Source organism: Novosphingobium organovorum, from assembly GCF_022832435.1.
Lineage (GTDB): Bacteria > Pseudomonadota > Alphaproteobacteria > Sphingomonadales > Sphingomonadaceae > Novosphingobium > Novosphingobium organovorum.
The window spans coordinates 85,963-101,663 of sequence record NZ_JALHLF010000005.1 but is presented as its reverse complement, the minus strand read 5'-3'; the positions used below and the strand labels follow the sequence as shown (position 1 = coordinate 101,663).

The 15,701-nt window shown below is 66.3% G+C and carries 12 protein-coding genes and 1 tRNA gene; 9 read left to right on the top strand and 4 right to left on the bottom strand.

All coding sequences use genetic code 11. The features are described 5' to 3' along the window. Positions 1 to 2,334: hypothetical protein (locus MTR62_RS02870; protein WP_244016769.1), on the bottom strand; the 2,334-nt coding region annotated here is incomplete at its 3' end. A 394-nt stretch (positions 2,335 to 2,728) separates the two neighbouring features. Here MTR62_RS02870 and infA point away from each other — a divergent pair. The 9 genes from infA (at position 2,729) to MTR62_RS02825 (ending at position 11,951) form a co-directional block, all read left to right on the top strand. After that, entirely contained in the window at positions 2,729 to 2,980 is a 252-nt protein-coding gene (gene infA, locus MTR62_RS02865; RefSeq protein ID WP_244016768.1) for a translation initiation factor IF-1, read from the top strand. 10 nt (positions 2,981 to 2,990) lie between these two features. Beyond that, positions 2,991 to 3,617 carry a Maf family protein gene (locus tag MTR62_RS02860; protein WP_244016767.1) on the top strand — a complete coding sequence of 209 codons (627 nt, stop codon included), beginning with the start codon at positions 2,991 to 2,993 and terminating at the stop codon, positions 3,615 to 3,617. A gap of 10 nt (positions 3,618 to 3,627) precedes the next feature. Then, positions 3,628 to 4,602, top strand: a complete 975-nt coding sequence (locus MTR62_RS02855) for a ribonuclease E/G (RefSeq protein ID WP_244016766.1) — start codon at positions 3,628 to 3,630, stop codon at positions 4,600 to 4,602. After that, positions 4,599 to 4,790: a DNA gyrase inhibitor YacG gene (gene yacG, locus MTR62_RS02850; protein ID WP_244016765.1), complete on the top strand. Its 192-nt coding sequence runs from the start codon at positions 4,599 to 4,601 to the stop codon at positions 4,788 to 4,790. Before MTR62_RS02855 ends, yacG begins: the two co-directional genes overlap by 4 nt. Before the next feature lie 98 nt (positions 4,791 to 4,888). Beyond that, a tRNA-Phe gene (locus MTR62_RS02845) sits at positions 4,889 to 4,964 on the top strand. 393 nt (positions 4,965 to 5,357) lie between these two features. Next, a complete protein-coding gene (locus MTR62_RS02840; RefSeq protein WP_244016764.1) occupies positions 5,358 to 6,554 on the top strand; it encodes an efflux RND transporter periplasmic adaptor subunit in 1,197 nt (398 codons plus the stop codon). Positions 6,555 to 6,561: 7 nt separating this feature from the next. Continuing rightward, complete coding sequence (locus MTR62_RS02835) at positions 6,562 to 9,765, top strand: multidrug efflux RND transporter permease subunit (RefSeq protein WP_244016763.1); 3,204 nt, start codon at positions 6,562 to 6,564, stop codon at positions 9,763 to 9,765. Further along, entirely contained in the window at positions 9,762 to 11,216 is a 1,455-nt protein-coding gene (locus MTR62_RS02830) for an efflux transporter outer membrane subunit (RefSeq protein ID WP_244016762.1), read from the top strand. The genes MTR62_RS02835 and MTR62_RS02830 overlap by 4 nt, the downstream gene beginning before the upstream one ends. Before the next feature lie 282 nt (positions 11,217 to 11,498). After that, on the top strand, positions 11,499 to 11,951 hold the full coding sequence (locus MTR62_RS02825; protein ID WP_244016761.1) for a MarR family winged helix-turn-helix transcriptional regulator: 453 nt from the start codon (positions 11,499 to 11,501) through the stop codon (positions 11,949 to 11,951). 119 nt (positions 11,952 to 12,070) lie between these two features. Here MTR62_RS02825 and MTR62_RS02820 read toward each other — a convergent pair whose 3' ends face one another. From MTR62_RS02820 to cysD, 3 genes are read right to left on the bottom strand one after another with little or no spacing between them, the layout of a single operon-like run. After that, entirely contained in the window at positions 12,071 to 12,802 is a 732-nt protein-coding gene (locus MTR62_RS02820; protein WP_407672586.1) for a 3'(2'),5'-bisphosphate nucleotidase CysQ, read from the bottom strand. Between the two features lie 5 nt (positions 12,803 to 12,807). Then, the gene (gene cysN / locus MTR62_RS02815) at positions 12,808 to 14,763 is read right to left on the bottom strand and encodes a sulfate adenylyltransferase subunit CysN (RefSeq protein ID WP_244016759.1); all 1,956 of its coding nucleotides are present in this window, start codon (positions 14,761 to 14,763) and stop codon (positions 12,808 to 12,810) included. Continuing rightward, positions 14,763 to 15,674, bottom strand: a complete 912-nt coding sequence (gene cysD, locus MTR62_RS02810; RefSeq protein WP_244016758.1) for a sulfate adenylyltransferase subunit CysD — start codon at positions 15,672 to 15,674, stop codon at positions 14,763 to 14,765. The genes cysN and cysD overlap by 1 nt, the downstream gene beginning before the upstream one ends. Positions 15,675 to 15,701 lie beyond the last annotated feature (27 nt).

Genomic DNA, 15,701 nt, shown 5'->3' with positions numbered 1-15,701 from the left:
GCCGCCCTGCGCGCGCGCGCCGCCGGGCGCGCTACCGGGCGTTGAAGCCGAAGGCGTCTGGCCTTCCGGAGCCACGCCGCCCTGCCCCTGCGTCGCCGAACAGATGTTGGCGCGCATCGCGTCGAGCTTCGCGGTGTCGATCGTGCCATCCTCCTTGCGCAGACGCGCCTGCATCCGCTCGGGCAAGTCCGCGATGTCGACCTGCCCTCCCGGAGCGCGCGGCGCGCACAGCGCGGTGCGGATCGCGGCAAAACGCGCCGGATCGAACGCCGCCGCGCCCTCGGCGGAACAGACCCGCTGCTTCAGCCGCGCCAGCCTCGCCGGATCGATCTTGCCGTCCTCGCCCGTCAGGCGCGCGCGAAGCCCTTCGGGAAGCGCGGAAAGATCGGGCTCCTCGCCGTCCTTGACCGGCGCGCACAGGGCGGTCCTGAGCGCCTCGAAACGCGCCGGATCAAAGGCTGGACCACCCGCAGGACGATCACCGCCGGAAGCTCCCATCGCAGCGACAGGCGCGGACGGCTCACCTTGCGGGCGCGGCACGGGAGCCGGAGTGGGAGCGCCCCCACGCGGTGCGCCACCTTGCGGCATCGCGCTGCCGATCCGTCCGCTGAGGTTGAGGCCCCAGCGCAGGCTCGAACTCGAAACCTCGTCATAAGTCACCGCGCGCCGGTCGATCGCCACCAGATTGCCATAGGCATCGCGCGTCACGCGGTCGGGAAAGGCCTCCTCGACCGCCGAGGTCAGCAACGGGAAGGATTCCGAGACATTGTTCGAGCGGTTGCGAAAATACTCCACCAGCAGGTTCGAACGGTCGAGGAAGGGCAGCTTCCAGTTCGCCGAAATCTTCCAGTCGCGCCGACGCTCCTTCTGGAGATCAGGATTGCCACCGGTGGTGGTGGTGACCAGTGCGGTGGTCGAATTGACGAAATCGTAGACCGAGACGTTGTACGTCTCGACCTGCGGCGCGCCCAGCTGCGCGAGCGTGGGCGCGGCATCCTCGACGATATAGGTCGCCTGAAGCGTCAGCGTGTCGCGCGGCGCCCAGTTGACCCCGGCGGTCCAGTTGGCGAGCGTGCCGAAGTCCGACAGGTGGTTGAGCCCGCCCCCCACGTTCAGCGAAATGTCGCCCAGCGCGCCCAGCACGCCGTAGCTGCGGCTGGTCAGCGGAATGCCCAGATTCACCCCGCCCGAGACATCGCCGCGCGTCAAACGCACCGTGCCAAGCTCGCTCGCGGTGTCGCTGCTCGAGGTATGCGAATAGTCGTAGCCGGCCTTGACCGTCAGGTTCGCATCGCCTGCAGGCAGGCTCAGCAGGCGGCCCGACAGCGTGGCGAGCGAACTGACCGTCAGCGCGCGGTTATGCGCGGTGTCCGCGCCGGCATCGGCCAGCGCGGGCAAGGCCCCAGTGATGGCGAGATCGCCCGCCAGCGCCGCCTCGCTGAGCGAACTGGTATCGCGATTGCGATCGACCCGCGTCGTCGTGTCGGCATAGGAACCATCGCCGGTCAGGCTCAGCTGCCAGTCGCCCAGCAGGGTGCTGTAGCCCAGGCCCGCCTCGAACGTGTTGGCCTCCACCCGCGTCGCGAGCGGACCGTCGAGCGTGCGGATCGCGGTCTCGCCCGAAGGCGATTCGAGTGTGACCGTATCCAGCCCCGAAAGCGCACGCGTGATGTCGCGGGTAAACGCGAGATTGGCGGTCAACTGGCCGCCGAGCCCGCCATCGCCCAGCCCTTGCGTCATCGTGCCGTTGACCTCGATCTCGGATTCGCCGTCGGCGAGGCTGCGAAAGCGGCGCGGATCGGGATCGCTCGCCACCGTCGGCATCTCGTCGGCCGAGCGCACGATGCCGCGCTCGTCCTCGGTCAGCATCGAGGTTTCGGTGAGCTTGGCCGAGAGGTTGTAGCGGCGCGGCCCGGCGATGCGGAAGATGCCGCTCTTCAGTTCATAGCTGTCATAGCCGCCGCGCGTCGGGCGATTGTATTCGCCGCCACCTGTGACCGCGGCGAAGTGCTCCTTGAGAATGATGTTGACCACGCGCTTGTCGGCCGGATAGCCGAATTGCAGCGCGACCTCTTCGGGCAGCACTTCGAGCCGGCGAATCGCCTCGGGCGGAATGTCGCGCATTTCACGCCAGCTGGTGATCCGCTTGCCGTTGATGAGCATGATCGGGCGGCCGGTATCGCGCCCGCGCCCGCTGCCCGTCTGCGGGGAAATCGCATCGAGCAGTTCCTCGATCGAGGAGGCGCCGTAAGCGGCGATGTCCTGTTCGTCGAAGGTCTCGACCGGCTTGTAGGGCGTGTCGACGGTACCGGGCAGCACAGTCGTTCCAGTCACCACGATTTCGTTGCCCACGGCCGGCGTCGCACCGCTCGCGCGGTGGTCTTCCTCCTCGTCAATAGCCGTGGAGGTGGCCGGCGTTGCAGGCCGGGTTTGTTCGGCATGGGCCAGGACCGGCATCGACACACTCGTCGCCAGCACCAGTAAACAGGTAAGTCGCAAACAGTTTCTCCGCCAAGAACTGATCCCCTCCGCTCCAGCCCCGTGCTGCCGTGACTTGATCGGGCGAACAAGCCGTCTTGCAGTATCAGTTTGTCGCAAAGGTGTTGCGCCCTTGCCTATGAATATGCCCTGATCGGTCACTCGGCTTGCGTGAAGGCTTCCATTTTGGCGGTTTGATGGCTATGTCGCGCCGCAATCACCCCACGAACCGAATGGAATATGATCGCCAATGGCGAAAGAAGAACTTCTCGAAATGCGCGGCAAGATCGTCGAGCTCCTGCCCAACGCCATGTTCCGCGTCGAACTGGAAAACGGCCATGAGATCCTCGGCCATACCGCTGGCAAGATGCGCAAGAACCGCATTCGCGTGCTGGTCGGCGACGAAGTGCTCGTCGAACTGACCCCTTACGACCTCACCAAGGGTCGCATCACCTACCGCTTCATGCCCGGTCGCGGTGGCCCCGGCGGCTACTCCTCGTAATCGGTTCGGCATGACCGGCGAGCCACCGGCCCCGCTCTCGCCCCGCCCGCCTTCGACACAGTTGCGCCCCTCGGGATTGATCCTGGCTTCGGCCAGCCCGCGTCGGCGCGAACTGCTTTCGCGGCTGGGCGTGGTGCCCGCACGCATCGCCGCGGCCGACATCGACGAGACCCCGGCCACGCGCGAGACGCCGCGCGCCTATGCCGCGCGCATGGCCCGCGAAAAGGCCGAGACGATCGACGGCGCGGACCTGCATGTCCTGGCCGGTGATACCGTCGTCGCCTGCGGGCGGCGCATCCTGCCCAAGGCCGAGGATGAAGCCACCGCCCGCCAGTGCCTTGCGCTGCTTTCAGGGCGGCGCCACCGGGTGCTTTCGGCGGTCGCGCTCAAGGCGCCCGACGGCACGCTGCACGCACGGCTGAGCGAAACACAGGTCCGCTTCAAGAACCTGTGCCCCGAAGAGATCGACGCCTACATCGCCAGCGGCGAATGGGACGGCAAGGCGGGCGGCTACGCCATCCAGGGCTGCGCCGAAGGCCTGATCGCCTGGATTTCGGGCAGCCATTCGGCGGTCGTCGGCCTGCCGCTGTTCGAAACGCGTGGCCTGCTCAAGGCCGCGGGCTTCGCGCTCATCTAAGCGCACCACCATGGCCGAGTGGCTCATCGAAGAGGGCATCGGCGAGACCCGCGCGATCCTTTTCGATCGCGGCGAAGCGATCGCCGCACGCCTGTTCCTGGCCGGGGAGACCCGCGCCGGACAGGTCGAGGACGCGCTTCTCATCGCCCGGCAGAGCGGTTCACGCCGCGGTACCGTGCGCCTGGCTTCGGGCGAGGAGGCGCTGGTCGACGCGTTGCCGCGCGAGGCGAGCCAGGGCGCCCCGCTGCGCGTGGTAGTGACCCGTGCGGCAATCACAGAATCGCAGCGCACCAAACGCGCCCAGGTCCGCCCGACCAGCGCCCCGCCCGGCGCCGCGCCCGATCCGGCCACCCTGCTCGGCGCCGAGGGGGTGAGCGCGAGGCGCGTGCAACGCTTTCCCGAGGATCCCTGGCCCGAACTGATCGCGCAGGCGATCGAGGGAACGATCGCCTTCGACGGCGGCGCGCTGATCGTCAGCCCGACCCCGGCGATGACCCTGATCGACATCGACGGCACGCTGCCGCCCGCCCAACTCGCCCGCGCTGCCGTGCCGGCCATCGCGCAGGCGATCGGCCTGTTCGCCCTTGGCGGCTCGATCGGCATCGATTTCCCGACGCTCGAGCGCAAGGAGGACCGGCGCAGCGTCGATGCCGCGCTGGCCGAAGCGCTCGACCATTGGCCCCACCAGTCGACCGCGATGAACGGCTTCGGTTTCGTCCAGCTGGTCGCGCGCAGCGAAGGGCCTTCGCTGCTGCACCGCGTGCGTGCCGATCCGGCGCGCTGCGGCGCCCGGCTGCTGCTGCGTTACGCCGAGGCGGTTCGTGAGCCCGGCGTGCTGCTGCTCACCTGCGCGCCCGCGGTGCGCCGGGCCGTCACGCCGCAATGGGAAGCCGAGTTGATTCGCCGCACCGGACGAACGATTCGCTGGAAGGAGGATCCCGCCCTTGCCCTTGGCGCCGGATTCGCGCAGGCGCTGAGCGCATGACCCATCCCAAGCGCAAATGCCCGATCTGCGGGAAGAGCCGCCAGGCCGACCACACCCCGTTCTGTTCGAAGGCCTGTCGCGACCGCGATCTCATCAACTGGCTCGACGACGGCTACGCCCTGCCCGGTCCGCCGGACCTGTCATCCGCGGAAATCGAGGGCTTTCCAAACAATCCACAGGATGATTGAAAATTTCGTGTCGTTTTTGGGTTGCAAAGGTCCGCGCGCTTCGCCATAGGCCCGCAACCAGCTGATCGGCGGTACTGAAAAACACCGATCAAGCCCATGCCCGGGTAGCTCAGTTGGTAGAGCATGCGACTGAAAATCGCAGTGTCGGTGGTTCGAATCCGCCCCCGGGCACCATTCCCTTAACCTTGAAAAAATGTGGCAAGCGCGCTCTTTGCGCGACGCGCCGAGCCGGTGCGGACCAGCGCTCCGACAAGTGGAGCGACCGCGCGGCCAGCCCATGCCGGTGCCCTCGCAGCCCCGTCGCCATCGCCACCTTGTTGCATTTTACGCACACAAGCACGGCTTGGCAGATGGCCCGTGCGCGCCGCCTGCACGCCGGAGCCGGTACACAGCCAAACGCGAAAAAACCCACGCACGCCTTGACCGCGACAGGTTCGTGTTATGCTTGACGTGCATAACCGCCCTCACGTCCGCCTCGTAGCAAATTGTCGCACGCCATGCTGTAACGCTTGCGCTGCGCGGCATTTCTTTCGATACGGCGCACTCCCTGCGACCAAGGTTACCGGCTTGAAACATTTCCTTCTCACGCGCGCCTCCCTGTCCTCCAAGCCGGCGCTGGCGGCGCTTGCCCTGACAACGCTCGCGCTCGGTGCCTGCTCGCAAAGCGACGGCGACACGCGCAAGGAGGCACGCGAAACGCAAGTCGGCTTCGTCGTGGCCAAGCCCAGCACGGTGCCGATACCGGTCGCGCTCAACGCCCGCACCGTCGCGTTCGAAACGTCCGAAGTGCGCCCGCAGGTGACCGGCGTGATCCAGAAGGTCTACTTTGCCCAGGGCACCCGCGTCCGCGCCGGGCAGCCGCTGTTCCAGATCGACCCCAGCCTCTATCGCGCCGCGGTCAACCAGGCCCAGGCCAACCTCGCCAGCGCCAGGGCTTCGGCCGCCGCGGCCCGGCTCAAAGCCGATCGCTACAAGCCGCTGGCCGACATGGAAGCCGTCGCCAAGCAGGACTACACCGACGCCCTGGCCGATGCGCGCGTCGCCGATGCGGCGGTGGCGCAATACAAGGCCACGCTCGACACCGCGCGGATCAACTTGCGCTACACCACCGTGCCGGCCCCCATCAGCGGGATCATCGGGCGCAACCTGTCGACCGTCGGCGCGCTCGTCAGCGCGAGCCAGACCGATGCGCTTGCGGTCATCCAGCGCAGCGACCCGATGTATGTCGACATGCAGCAGTCGGCTTCCGAGCTCGTCGCGCTGCGCCGCCAGTTGCGCACGGGCGGGGTGACACCGGGCAGCACGCAGGTCCACCTCAAGCTCGACGATGGGTCGATCTACCCGCTCGCCGGGACGGTCAAGTTCTCCGAGGTAACCGTCGACGAGGATACCGGCACGGTGACGCTGCGCGCGCAGTTCCCCAATCCCGACGGCTTGCTCCTGCCCGGCATGTTCGTGACCGCGCAGTTCGACCAGGCCAACGCACCGGGCGCCTATCTCATTCCGCAAGGCGCCATCCAGCGCGATTTCGACGGGACCGGCTACATCATGGTCGTCGGCAACGATGGCAAGGCGGTGCGCCGCAACGTCACCGCCGAGCGTACCTACAAGACCTATTCGGTGGTGACCAAGGGCGTGCAGACGGGCGACAAGATCATCGTCCAGGGCCTGAATGGCCTGCGCCAGGGCGCCGCGCTCAAGGCGGTTGCGGCTTCGTCCGAAGAAAAGGTCGGCGCAAGCGCGTCGGCCGCGAAGGGCAGCTGAGCCACCCATGTCACGCATTTTCATCGACCGGCCGATCTTCGCCTGGGTCCTGGCCATCGTCGTGATGCTCGCCGGGCTCGGCGCGCTGATGTTCCTGCCCAACGAGCAGTACCCCGACATCGCGCCCACCCAGGTCAACATCTCGGCCACCTACACCGGCGCCTCGGCCGAAACGATCGAGAACAGCGTCACCCAGGTGATCGAGCAGAACCTGACCGGCATCGACGGCCTGCTCTACTTCACCTCGTCCTCGACCAACGCCGGCAAGGCGACGATCAGCGCCATCTTCGCCAAGGGCACCGATCCCGACATCGCCCAGGTCCAGGTCCAGAACAAGGTCCAGGCCGCGCTTTCGCGCCTGCCCGAATCGGTGCAGTCGCAGGGCGTGCGCGTCACCAAGTCGAACCCCGACCGCCTGCTCGTGCTGTCCGTCTACGACACCACCGACACCCGTTCGAACCAGGACGTGTCGGACTACCTGGCCTCCAACCTGCAAGATCCCCTCTCGCGCGTCGAAGGCGTGGGCGAGGTCGACGTGTTCGGCGGCGCGCACGCGATGCGCATCTGGCTCGACCCGGCCAAGCTCTCCGCGGTCAGCCTGATGCCCAGCGACGTCACGTCGGCCATCTCGGCGCAGAACACCGAAGTGGCCGCCGGGGCCATCGGCGATCTGCCCGCACCGCAGGACCAGGCGATCACCGCGACCGTGCGCGCCGGCTCGCGGCTCCAGACCCCCGAGCAGTTCCGCGCGATCGTGCTCAAGACCAATTCGGATGGCTCGACCGTCACCGTCGGCGACGTCGCGCGCGTCGAGATGGGCGCCGAGAGCTACACCATGGCCACCAGCTTCGACGGCCATCCCGCTTCGGGCATGGGCATCTCGCTCTCGCCCGGCGCGGACGCGCTCAAGACCGCCGAGCGCGTCAAGGCACGGGTCGACGAACTGGCGCAGAACATGCCCGAAGGGCTGGCCTACCAGTACGGCACCGATAGCACCAAGTTCATCAAGCTTTCGGTCGAGGAAGTCGAAAAGGCGCTGTTCGAGGCGATCGGCCTCGTCGTCATCGTCATGTTCGTGTTCCTGCAGAGCTGGCGCGCGACGCTGATCCCGGCGATCGCGGTTCCGGTCGTGCTGCTGGGCACCTTTGCGATCTTCTACCTCATGGATTTCTCGCTCAACACCATGACCCTGTTCGGCATGGTGCTGGCGATCGGCCTGCTGGTCGACGACGCGATCGTGGTGGTCGAGAACGTCGAGCGCCTGCTCGAGGAAAATCCGGGCATGAGCGCGCGCGACGCGACGATCGAATCGATGAAGGAAATCCAGGTCGCGCTGATCGCGATCGGCCTGGTGCTGTCGGCGGTGTTCATGCCGATGGCCTTCTTCAGCGGCTCCACCGGCGTGATCTACCGCCAGTTCTCGCTCACCATCGTGACCGCCATGGCGCTGTCGGTGCTCGTCGCCCTGGTGCTCAGCCCGGCGCTTTGCGCGACCTTGCTCAAGGGCAAGAACCGCGCGCCCGACCGCCCGCGCACCTTTGTCGAACGCCGCCTGCCCTGGCTCGCGCGCGGGTGGGAAAAATTCCACACCGGCTTCAATTCGGGCTTCGAGCGCATGAGCGGTGCCTATGCCCGCCGGATCGAGGTGGTCGTCGCGCACAAGTGGCGCTGGCTGGCGCTGTTCGCGCTGACCTGTATCGGAACCTTCGTGCTGTTCCAGCGCCTGCCGACCGGCTTCCTGCCGAACGAGGACCAGGGCAATGTCATGGTCCAGTGGCGCCTGCCGTCGGGCACGCCACGTTCGGAAACCGAGCGGGTCCAGCGCGTCATCCAGAACTACTTCCTGACCAAGGAAGCCGACAACGTCACGGGTATCTTCACGATCGTCGGCGGCGGCATGGGCAGTTCGGGCCAGAACGCGGGTTCGGGCTTCGTGCGCCTCAAGGACTGGGACCTGCGCCCCAACGCCGACCAGAGCGCGTTCGCGATCGTCGAACGCGCCAAGAAGGCGTTCGCCGGGCTTCGCAACGCGCAAGTCTTCGTGCTGGTCCCCGGCGCCATCCGCGGCCTTGGCCAGTCCTCGGGCTTCACCATGGAACTGCAGAACCAGTCGGGCATGTCGCGCACCGAATTCGAAGGCGTGCGCGACAAGCTGCTCGAGATGGCAACGAAAGATGATCGCCTGTCGAGCGTGCGCCTGTCGGACCTGCCCGACGTCTCGACGCTCAAGGTCGATTCCAACATCCACGCGCTGACCGCCTACGGGCTCACCCCGGCCAACGTGAACTCCACGCTGCAGACCGCCTGGGGCGGCACTTACGTCAACGATTTCATCGACAAGGGCCGCGTCAAGAAGGTCTACGTCCAGGGCGAACCCGATGCGCGCTCGCGCCCGGAAGACCTCTACAAGTGGTACGTGCGTGGAACCGACGGACAGATGGTGCCCTTCTCGGCCTTTGCCCACACCAGCTGGTCCACCGCCCCCAGTTCGACCTCGCGCTTCAACGGGTTGATGGCCTATGAATTCTCAGGCTCGCCCGCAGCCGGGGTCAGCTCAGGCACCGCGATGAACGTGATGGAACAGCTCGCCAAGCAGATCCCCGGCGTCAGCGTCGCCTGGGCCGGCTCGTCGTACCAGGAGCGCCTGTCCTCGGGCCAGGCCCCGCTGCTCTACGCGCTTTCGCTGCTGGTCGTGTTCCTGTGCCTGGCCGCGCTGTACGAAAGCTGGTCGATCCCGGTCGCGGTCATTCTCATCATTCCGCTCGGCCTGCTCGGCGCGATCCTCGCGGTCACGCTGCGCGGCCTGGAGAACGACGTCTATCTCCAGATCGGCCTGCTCACCACCATGGGTCTCGCCGCGAAGAACGCGATTTTGATGATCGAATTTGCCGAACAGGCCGAACGGCAGGGTATGCGCGTGATCGAGGCTGCGGTCGAGGCCGCGCGCATTCGCCTGCGTCCGATCCTGATGACCAGCTTCGCCTTCATCTTCGGCGTGTTGCCGCTCGCCACGGCGACCGGCGCGGGCGCCAACAGCCGCATCGCGATCGGCACCGCCGTGATCGGCGGCATGTTGAGCGCGACACTGCTCGCAATCTTCTTCATCCCGCTGTTCTTCGTGATCGTGCGGCGCAGCGTGCGCGACGGTCTGGCCAGGGCCCACGCCTACCTCAAGCAGCGCCGCGACGGCGCATCGGGAGACGCGGCATGACCTTTACCGCCCTGCCTCGGCGCGCACGGCGCCTGGGAACCGCCCTGCTCCCCGCGATCGCGCTCGGCGCCTGTTCGATGGCGCCCAAGTACGTCCAGCCCGCCGCGCCCGTGCCCGCCTCGTGGCCGAGCGGCGATGCCTATCTTGCACAAAGCGAAGCCGGACTGCCGATCGTTGCCTACACGCAGATATTCCAGGACCCGCGCCTGCGCCAGCTGATCGCGGAAGCGCTGGTCAACAACCGCGACCTGCGGGTCGCCGCCGCCAACATCACGGCCGCCCGCGCGCAAGTGCGCGTGACCCGCGCCGACCAGTTGCCTGCCGTCGGCGTCTCGGCGACTTCGACCGACAGCGAGACCGGCGGCGGCTTTGGCCTCAACGGCTGGAGCCACTCGGTCAGCGCGGGCGTCTCGAGCTTCGAGCTGGACCTGTTCGGCAAGCTCGCCAACGCCACGCAAGCCGAGCGCGACAGCGCGCTGGCGACCGAGGCGGCGGCGCGCACCGTGCGGCTGGGCCTTGTGGCCGATGTCGCCCAGGCCTGGGCGAATTACGCCGCCGACAGCGAATTGCTGCGCATCGCGGCCGATACGGCGACGAGCGCCCAGGACACCGTCCGGCTGAGCGAGGCGCGTCTCAAGGGCGGTGTTGCCGCGCGCACCGAACTGCGCCAGGCCCAGCTCGTGCTCGAAACCGCCAGGAGCGACCTCGCCAGCCAGCAGACCGCGCTGGCGCAGGACAAGAACGCGCTGCGCCTGCTGGTCGGCGCCGATTTCGATCCCTCCCAGCTCGCCACCAGCATCACGCAAGTCAACGCAAGCCTTGGCGAAGTGCCCGCCGGAACCGACACCCGCGTGCTGCTCCACCGTCCCGACGTGCTCGAGGCCGAATACGACCTGCGGGCCGCCAACGCCGACATTGGCGTCGCCCGCGCCGAACTGTTCCCGACGATTTCGCTGAGCGCGCTCGTCGGCTTTGCCAGCACCTCGCTGTCGAGCCTGTTCAAGAGCGCGTCGGAAACCAACACGGTGAGCGGCAGCGGCGACTGGTCGATCTTCAACGCCGGTGCCCAGAAGGCCGACGTCACGATCGCCAAGGCGCAGCGCGACGCGGCCCTGGCAACCTACGAAAAGGCGATCCAGACCGCGTTCAGCGAAGTGGCCGACGCGCTGGCCGATCGCGGCACGATTGACGAACGTCTGCGTGCGGCGAGCGCCTATACCCAGGCCTCGGCCGATAACGCGCGGCTGATCGAGGCGACCTACCGTCAGGGCATCGCCAGTTCGCTCGACAATCTGGAAGCGCAGCGCTCGCTCTATTCGGCACGCAAGGCCGAAATCACCACCCGCCTCGCGCTCGCCTCGAACCGCATCACGCTCTATCAGGTGCTCGGCGGCGACCAGGCGAGCCTGCCGCTCCCCGGTGAGAAGACCGCCACGGCGCCAGTGGAATAACCAGCCCCAACCCGGCTGCCCGCGCGGCATCGCACGCGCAGCCCGGTCCTTACGCACGCAGTCCGCGCCTTGCCCTGCCACGGCGTGCCCGGCGGCACCGTCTGCACAGGATGGGAAACCCGCTGTGCGTGCATTGCCTTTGCGTGTAGGTGCCCGACAAGGCTAGAAGGGCCCGACACACTGGACAATCGCCGGATGCGCCCTTGCCGCGCACGGCTCAGGAAAGATGACAGGGACAAGCGCTTGAACGAGGATGCGCCCAAAAGAGACAAACTCTGCTTGATGCGCTCGATCATCGCAGCCGAGGAATCGCTGCGCCGCAAGGCCACGATCCAGATCAACGTGCTCGCGCGCGTGATGCGCAACAATTTTGACCGCAAGGTATCGGTGCTTCACGTCACCCGTTCGCAGTGGTCGATGATGGCGGTCGTCACGCGCTATCCCGGTTCGACACAGCGCATCATCTCCGAATATCTCGAAATTTCCGAAGCTTCAGCCGGTCGCCTGATCGACAAACTGTGCACCGAAGGGCTGCTCGAACGCCGAGCGCACAAGGAGGACCGCCGCGCGCGCGCGGTCTATCCGACCAGGGCCGCCGATCCGCTGCTGGCCCAGCTCAGCCATGTCGCCAGCCTGAGCGAGGCCGAGCTGTTCGAAGGCTTCAGCGACGCGGAAATGAAGCAGCTCCTCGGCTTGCTCGACCGGATCTATGAAAATTCCGTACGCCATTCCTGACGCCGGTCTGCCGCCCCAACGGGCGGCAAGCAATCGCCGCGAACGCAAAAGGCCCGCCCTTTCCCCTGCACGGCAGGACAAAGGGCGGGCCTTTTCGTGTCGGCAAGCCGACAGCCGGATCAGAGGAAGGGCTTGACCTTCTCCAGCACCATTTCGGCGTGTTCCTTACGGCAGATCAGCAGGTCGGGCATGTAGACGTCCTGCTGGTTGTAGACCAGCGGACTGCCGTCGATGCGCGAGGCGTGCAATCCCCAGCCCAGTGCCACGGCGGCCGGAGCGCAGCTGTCCCACTCGTACTGCCCGCCCGAATGGAGGTAGATGTCCGCCTCGCCGCGCAGGATCGCCATGGCCTTGGCGCCCGCCGAGCCCATCGGCACCAGCTCGCCGCCGATCGCCTCGCACACCCCGGTCGCTTCCTTGGCCGGACGCGTCCGGCTCACGACCATGCGCAGCGTCTCGGGTGCGGGCGGCACTTCGCCCGGCTGGTCCGAGCGCAGCACGAGACCGGCTCCGGGCAGCGCCACCGCGCCCAGTGTCGGCACCCCGTTCACCGCCATGCCGACATGGACCGCCCAGTCGGCGCGCGCCTCGCCATATTCGCGCGTGCCGTCGACCGGATCGACGATCCACACCCGCTCCTTGGCCAGGCGCTCGGCGTTGTCCTTTTCCTCTTCGGACAGGAGACCGTCCTCGGCGCGCTGCTGGCGCAGCGCGTGGACGAGGAACTGGTTCGCAGTCTGGTCGCCAGCCTTGCCGAGCGACTTGCCTTCGAACATGCCCGATTCGCGCACCTCGATCAGGATCTTGCCTGCGACATCGGCCAGGTGGGCCGCGAGATCACCATCGCTCATGGTCATCAGACGTCTCCCAGCAGGGTATCGACGATAAGATCGGCCGCTTCCTCAGGGGAAAGCTTGGTCGTGTCGATACGGATTTCGGGGCTGCGCGGCGCCTCGTAAGGGCTGTCGATGCCGGTGAAATTCTTCAGTTCACCTGCACGCGCCTTCTTGTAGAGACCCTTGACGTCGCGCGCCTCGGCCACCTTGAGCGGGGTGTCGATGAACACCTCGAGGAACTCGCCCTCGGGCAGCATCGCGCGCACCAGTTCACGGTCGGCCTGGAACGGCGAGATGAACGCAGTGATCACGATCAGCCCCGCATCGGTCATCAGCTTGGAGACTTCGCCCACGCGGCGGATGTTCTCGATGCGGTCGGCCTCGGTGAAGCCCAGGTCCTTGTTGAGACCATGGCGCACGTTGTCGCCATCGAGCAGGAACGTGTGCCGGTTCATCCGGTGCAGCTTCTTCTCGACCATATTGGCAATCGTCGACTTGCCCGAACCCGAAAGCCCCGTGAACCACAGCACGGCCGGCTTCTGGTTCTTGAGATCGGCGTGCTGCTTGCGGCTGATGTCGACCGCCTGCCAGTGCACGTTCTGCGAACGGCGCAGCGAGAAGTGGATCATGCCCGCGGCCACCGTGGCGTTGGTCATCTTGTCGATCAGGATGAACCCGCCCAGCTGCCGGTTCTCGGCATAGGGCTCGAACACGATCGCCTTGTCGGTGGTCAGCTCGGCCACGCCGATCGAGTTGAGCTCGAGCGTCTTGGCTGCGAGTTCGTCCATCGTGTTGACGTTGATCTCGTACTTGGGCTCGGCGACCGAGGCCGAGACCATTTGCGTGCCGATCTTCATCCAGTAGGCACGGCCGGGCACCATCGCCTCGTCGGCCATCCACACGAAGGTCGCCTCGAACTGGTCGGCCGTCTGCGGCGGCGCATCGGCGATCGCGATCACCGACCCGCGCGAGCAGTCGATCTCATCCTCGAAGCAGATCGTGACCGACTGGCCCGCGACCGCTTCTTCCAGGTCGCCGTCGAACGTGACGATCTTGGACACGGTGCTGGTCTTGCCCGAAGGCAGGACGCGAATCTTCTCACCTGGCTTGACCACGCCGGTCGCGATCTGGCCCGAGAAGCCCCGGAAATCGAGATTGGGGCGGTTGACCCACTGCACCGGCATGCGGAACGGCTTGTCGGCATCGTCCGAGGTCATCACCTCGACCGTCTCGAGGTGCTCGATCAGCGGCACGCCCGCGTATTCGGGCGCCTTGTACCAGGGCGTGTTCTCGGACAGCGTGGTGATGTTGTCGCCCTTGAAGCCCGAGATCGGCATCGCGGTGAAGCTGTCGATCCCGATCGAGGCGGCGAACGCGCTGTAGTCGGCGAGGATCGCGTCGAAGACCTCCTGGCTGTAGTCGACCAGATCCATCTTGTTGACCGCAAGCACGATGTTCTTCACGCCCAGCAGCTTGCAGATGTAGCTGTGGCGGCGGGTCTGGACGAGCACGCCCTTGCGCGCGTCGATCAGGATGACCGCGAGGTCCGAGGTCGAGGCGCCGGTCACCATGTTGCGGGTGTACTGCTCGTGGCCCGGACAGTCGGCGACGATGAACTTGCGCTTCTCGGTGTTGAAGAAGCGGTAGGCGACGTCGATGGTGATGCCCTGCTCACGCTCGGCGGCAAGCCCGTCGACGAGGAGGGCGAAGTCGATTTCCTGCCCTTGCGTGCCGACCTTCTTGGAATCGCTGGCGAGCGCGTCGAGCTGGTCCTCGAAGATCATCTTCGAATCGTAGAGCAGGCGCCCGATCAGCGTCGACTTACCATCGTCCACCGACCCGCAGGTGATGAAGCGCAGCATCGTCTTGTGTTCGTGCTGATCGAGGTAGCTGTCGATGTCCTCAGCAATGAGGCTGTCGACGACATAGGACGTTTCCTTGGTCTGGTCCTGCGTCTGGGTATCGATATCGGCCATCAGAAGTACCCCTGCTGCTTCTTGACTTCCATGCCGGCACCGCCGGCGTCCTTGTCGATCACGCGGCCCTGCCGTTCGCTGGTGGTGGTCAGCAGGGTTTCCTGGATCACTTCGGTCAGCGTCGAGGCCGTGCTTTCCACCGCGCCCGTCAGCGGGAAGCAGCCGAGCGTGCGGAAGCGGATCGATTTTTCGGTGATCTCGGGCATGTAGCCGAGCACCTTTTCCAGACGCTCGGGATCATCGGCCATGAACAGCCCCCCCTCCCACTCGAAGGTCGGGCGCTTCTGCGCAAAATAGAGCGGCACGATGGGGATGTTCTCGAGGCGGATGTACTGCCACACGTCGAGCTCGGTCCAGTTCGAGATCGGGAACACGCGGATCGATTCGCCGCGCGCCTTCTTGGCGTTGTAGAGGTTCCACAGCTCGGGGCGCTGGTTCTTGGGGTCCCACCCGTGCGAGGAGGTGCGGAACGAAAAGATGCGCTCCTTGGCCCGGCTCTTTTCCTCGTCGCGGCGCGCACCGCCGAAAGCGGCGTCGAAACCGTACTTGTCGAGCGCCTGCTTGAGCCCTTCGGTCTTCCACATGTCGGTGTGGAGCGAGCCGTGGTCGAAGGGGTTGATCCCCTTTTCCTTGGCTTCGGGGTTGTTGTAGACGAGCAGCTCCATGCCCGACATCTCGGCCATCTTGTCGCGCAGTTCGTACATCGCCTTGAACTTCCAGGTCGTGTCGACGTGGAGCAGCGGGAACGGCGGCGGAGAGGGATAGAAGGCCTTGCGCGCGAGGTGCAGCATGACCGCGCTGTCCTTGCCGACCGAGTAGAGCATTACCGGCTTATCGGCTTCGGCGGCCACTTCACGAATGATCTGGATGCTTTCGGCTTCCAGTCGTTCCAGATGCGTAAGTTTCTTCATCGAAATCCCTTTTTGTGCGCGTGCGCA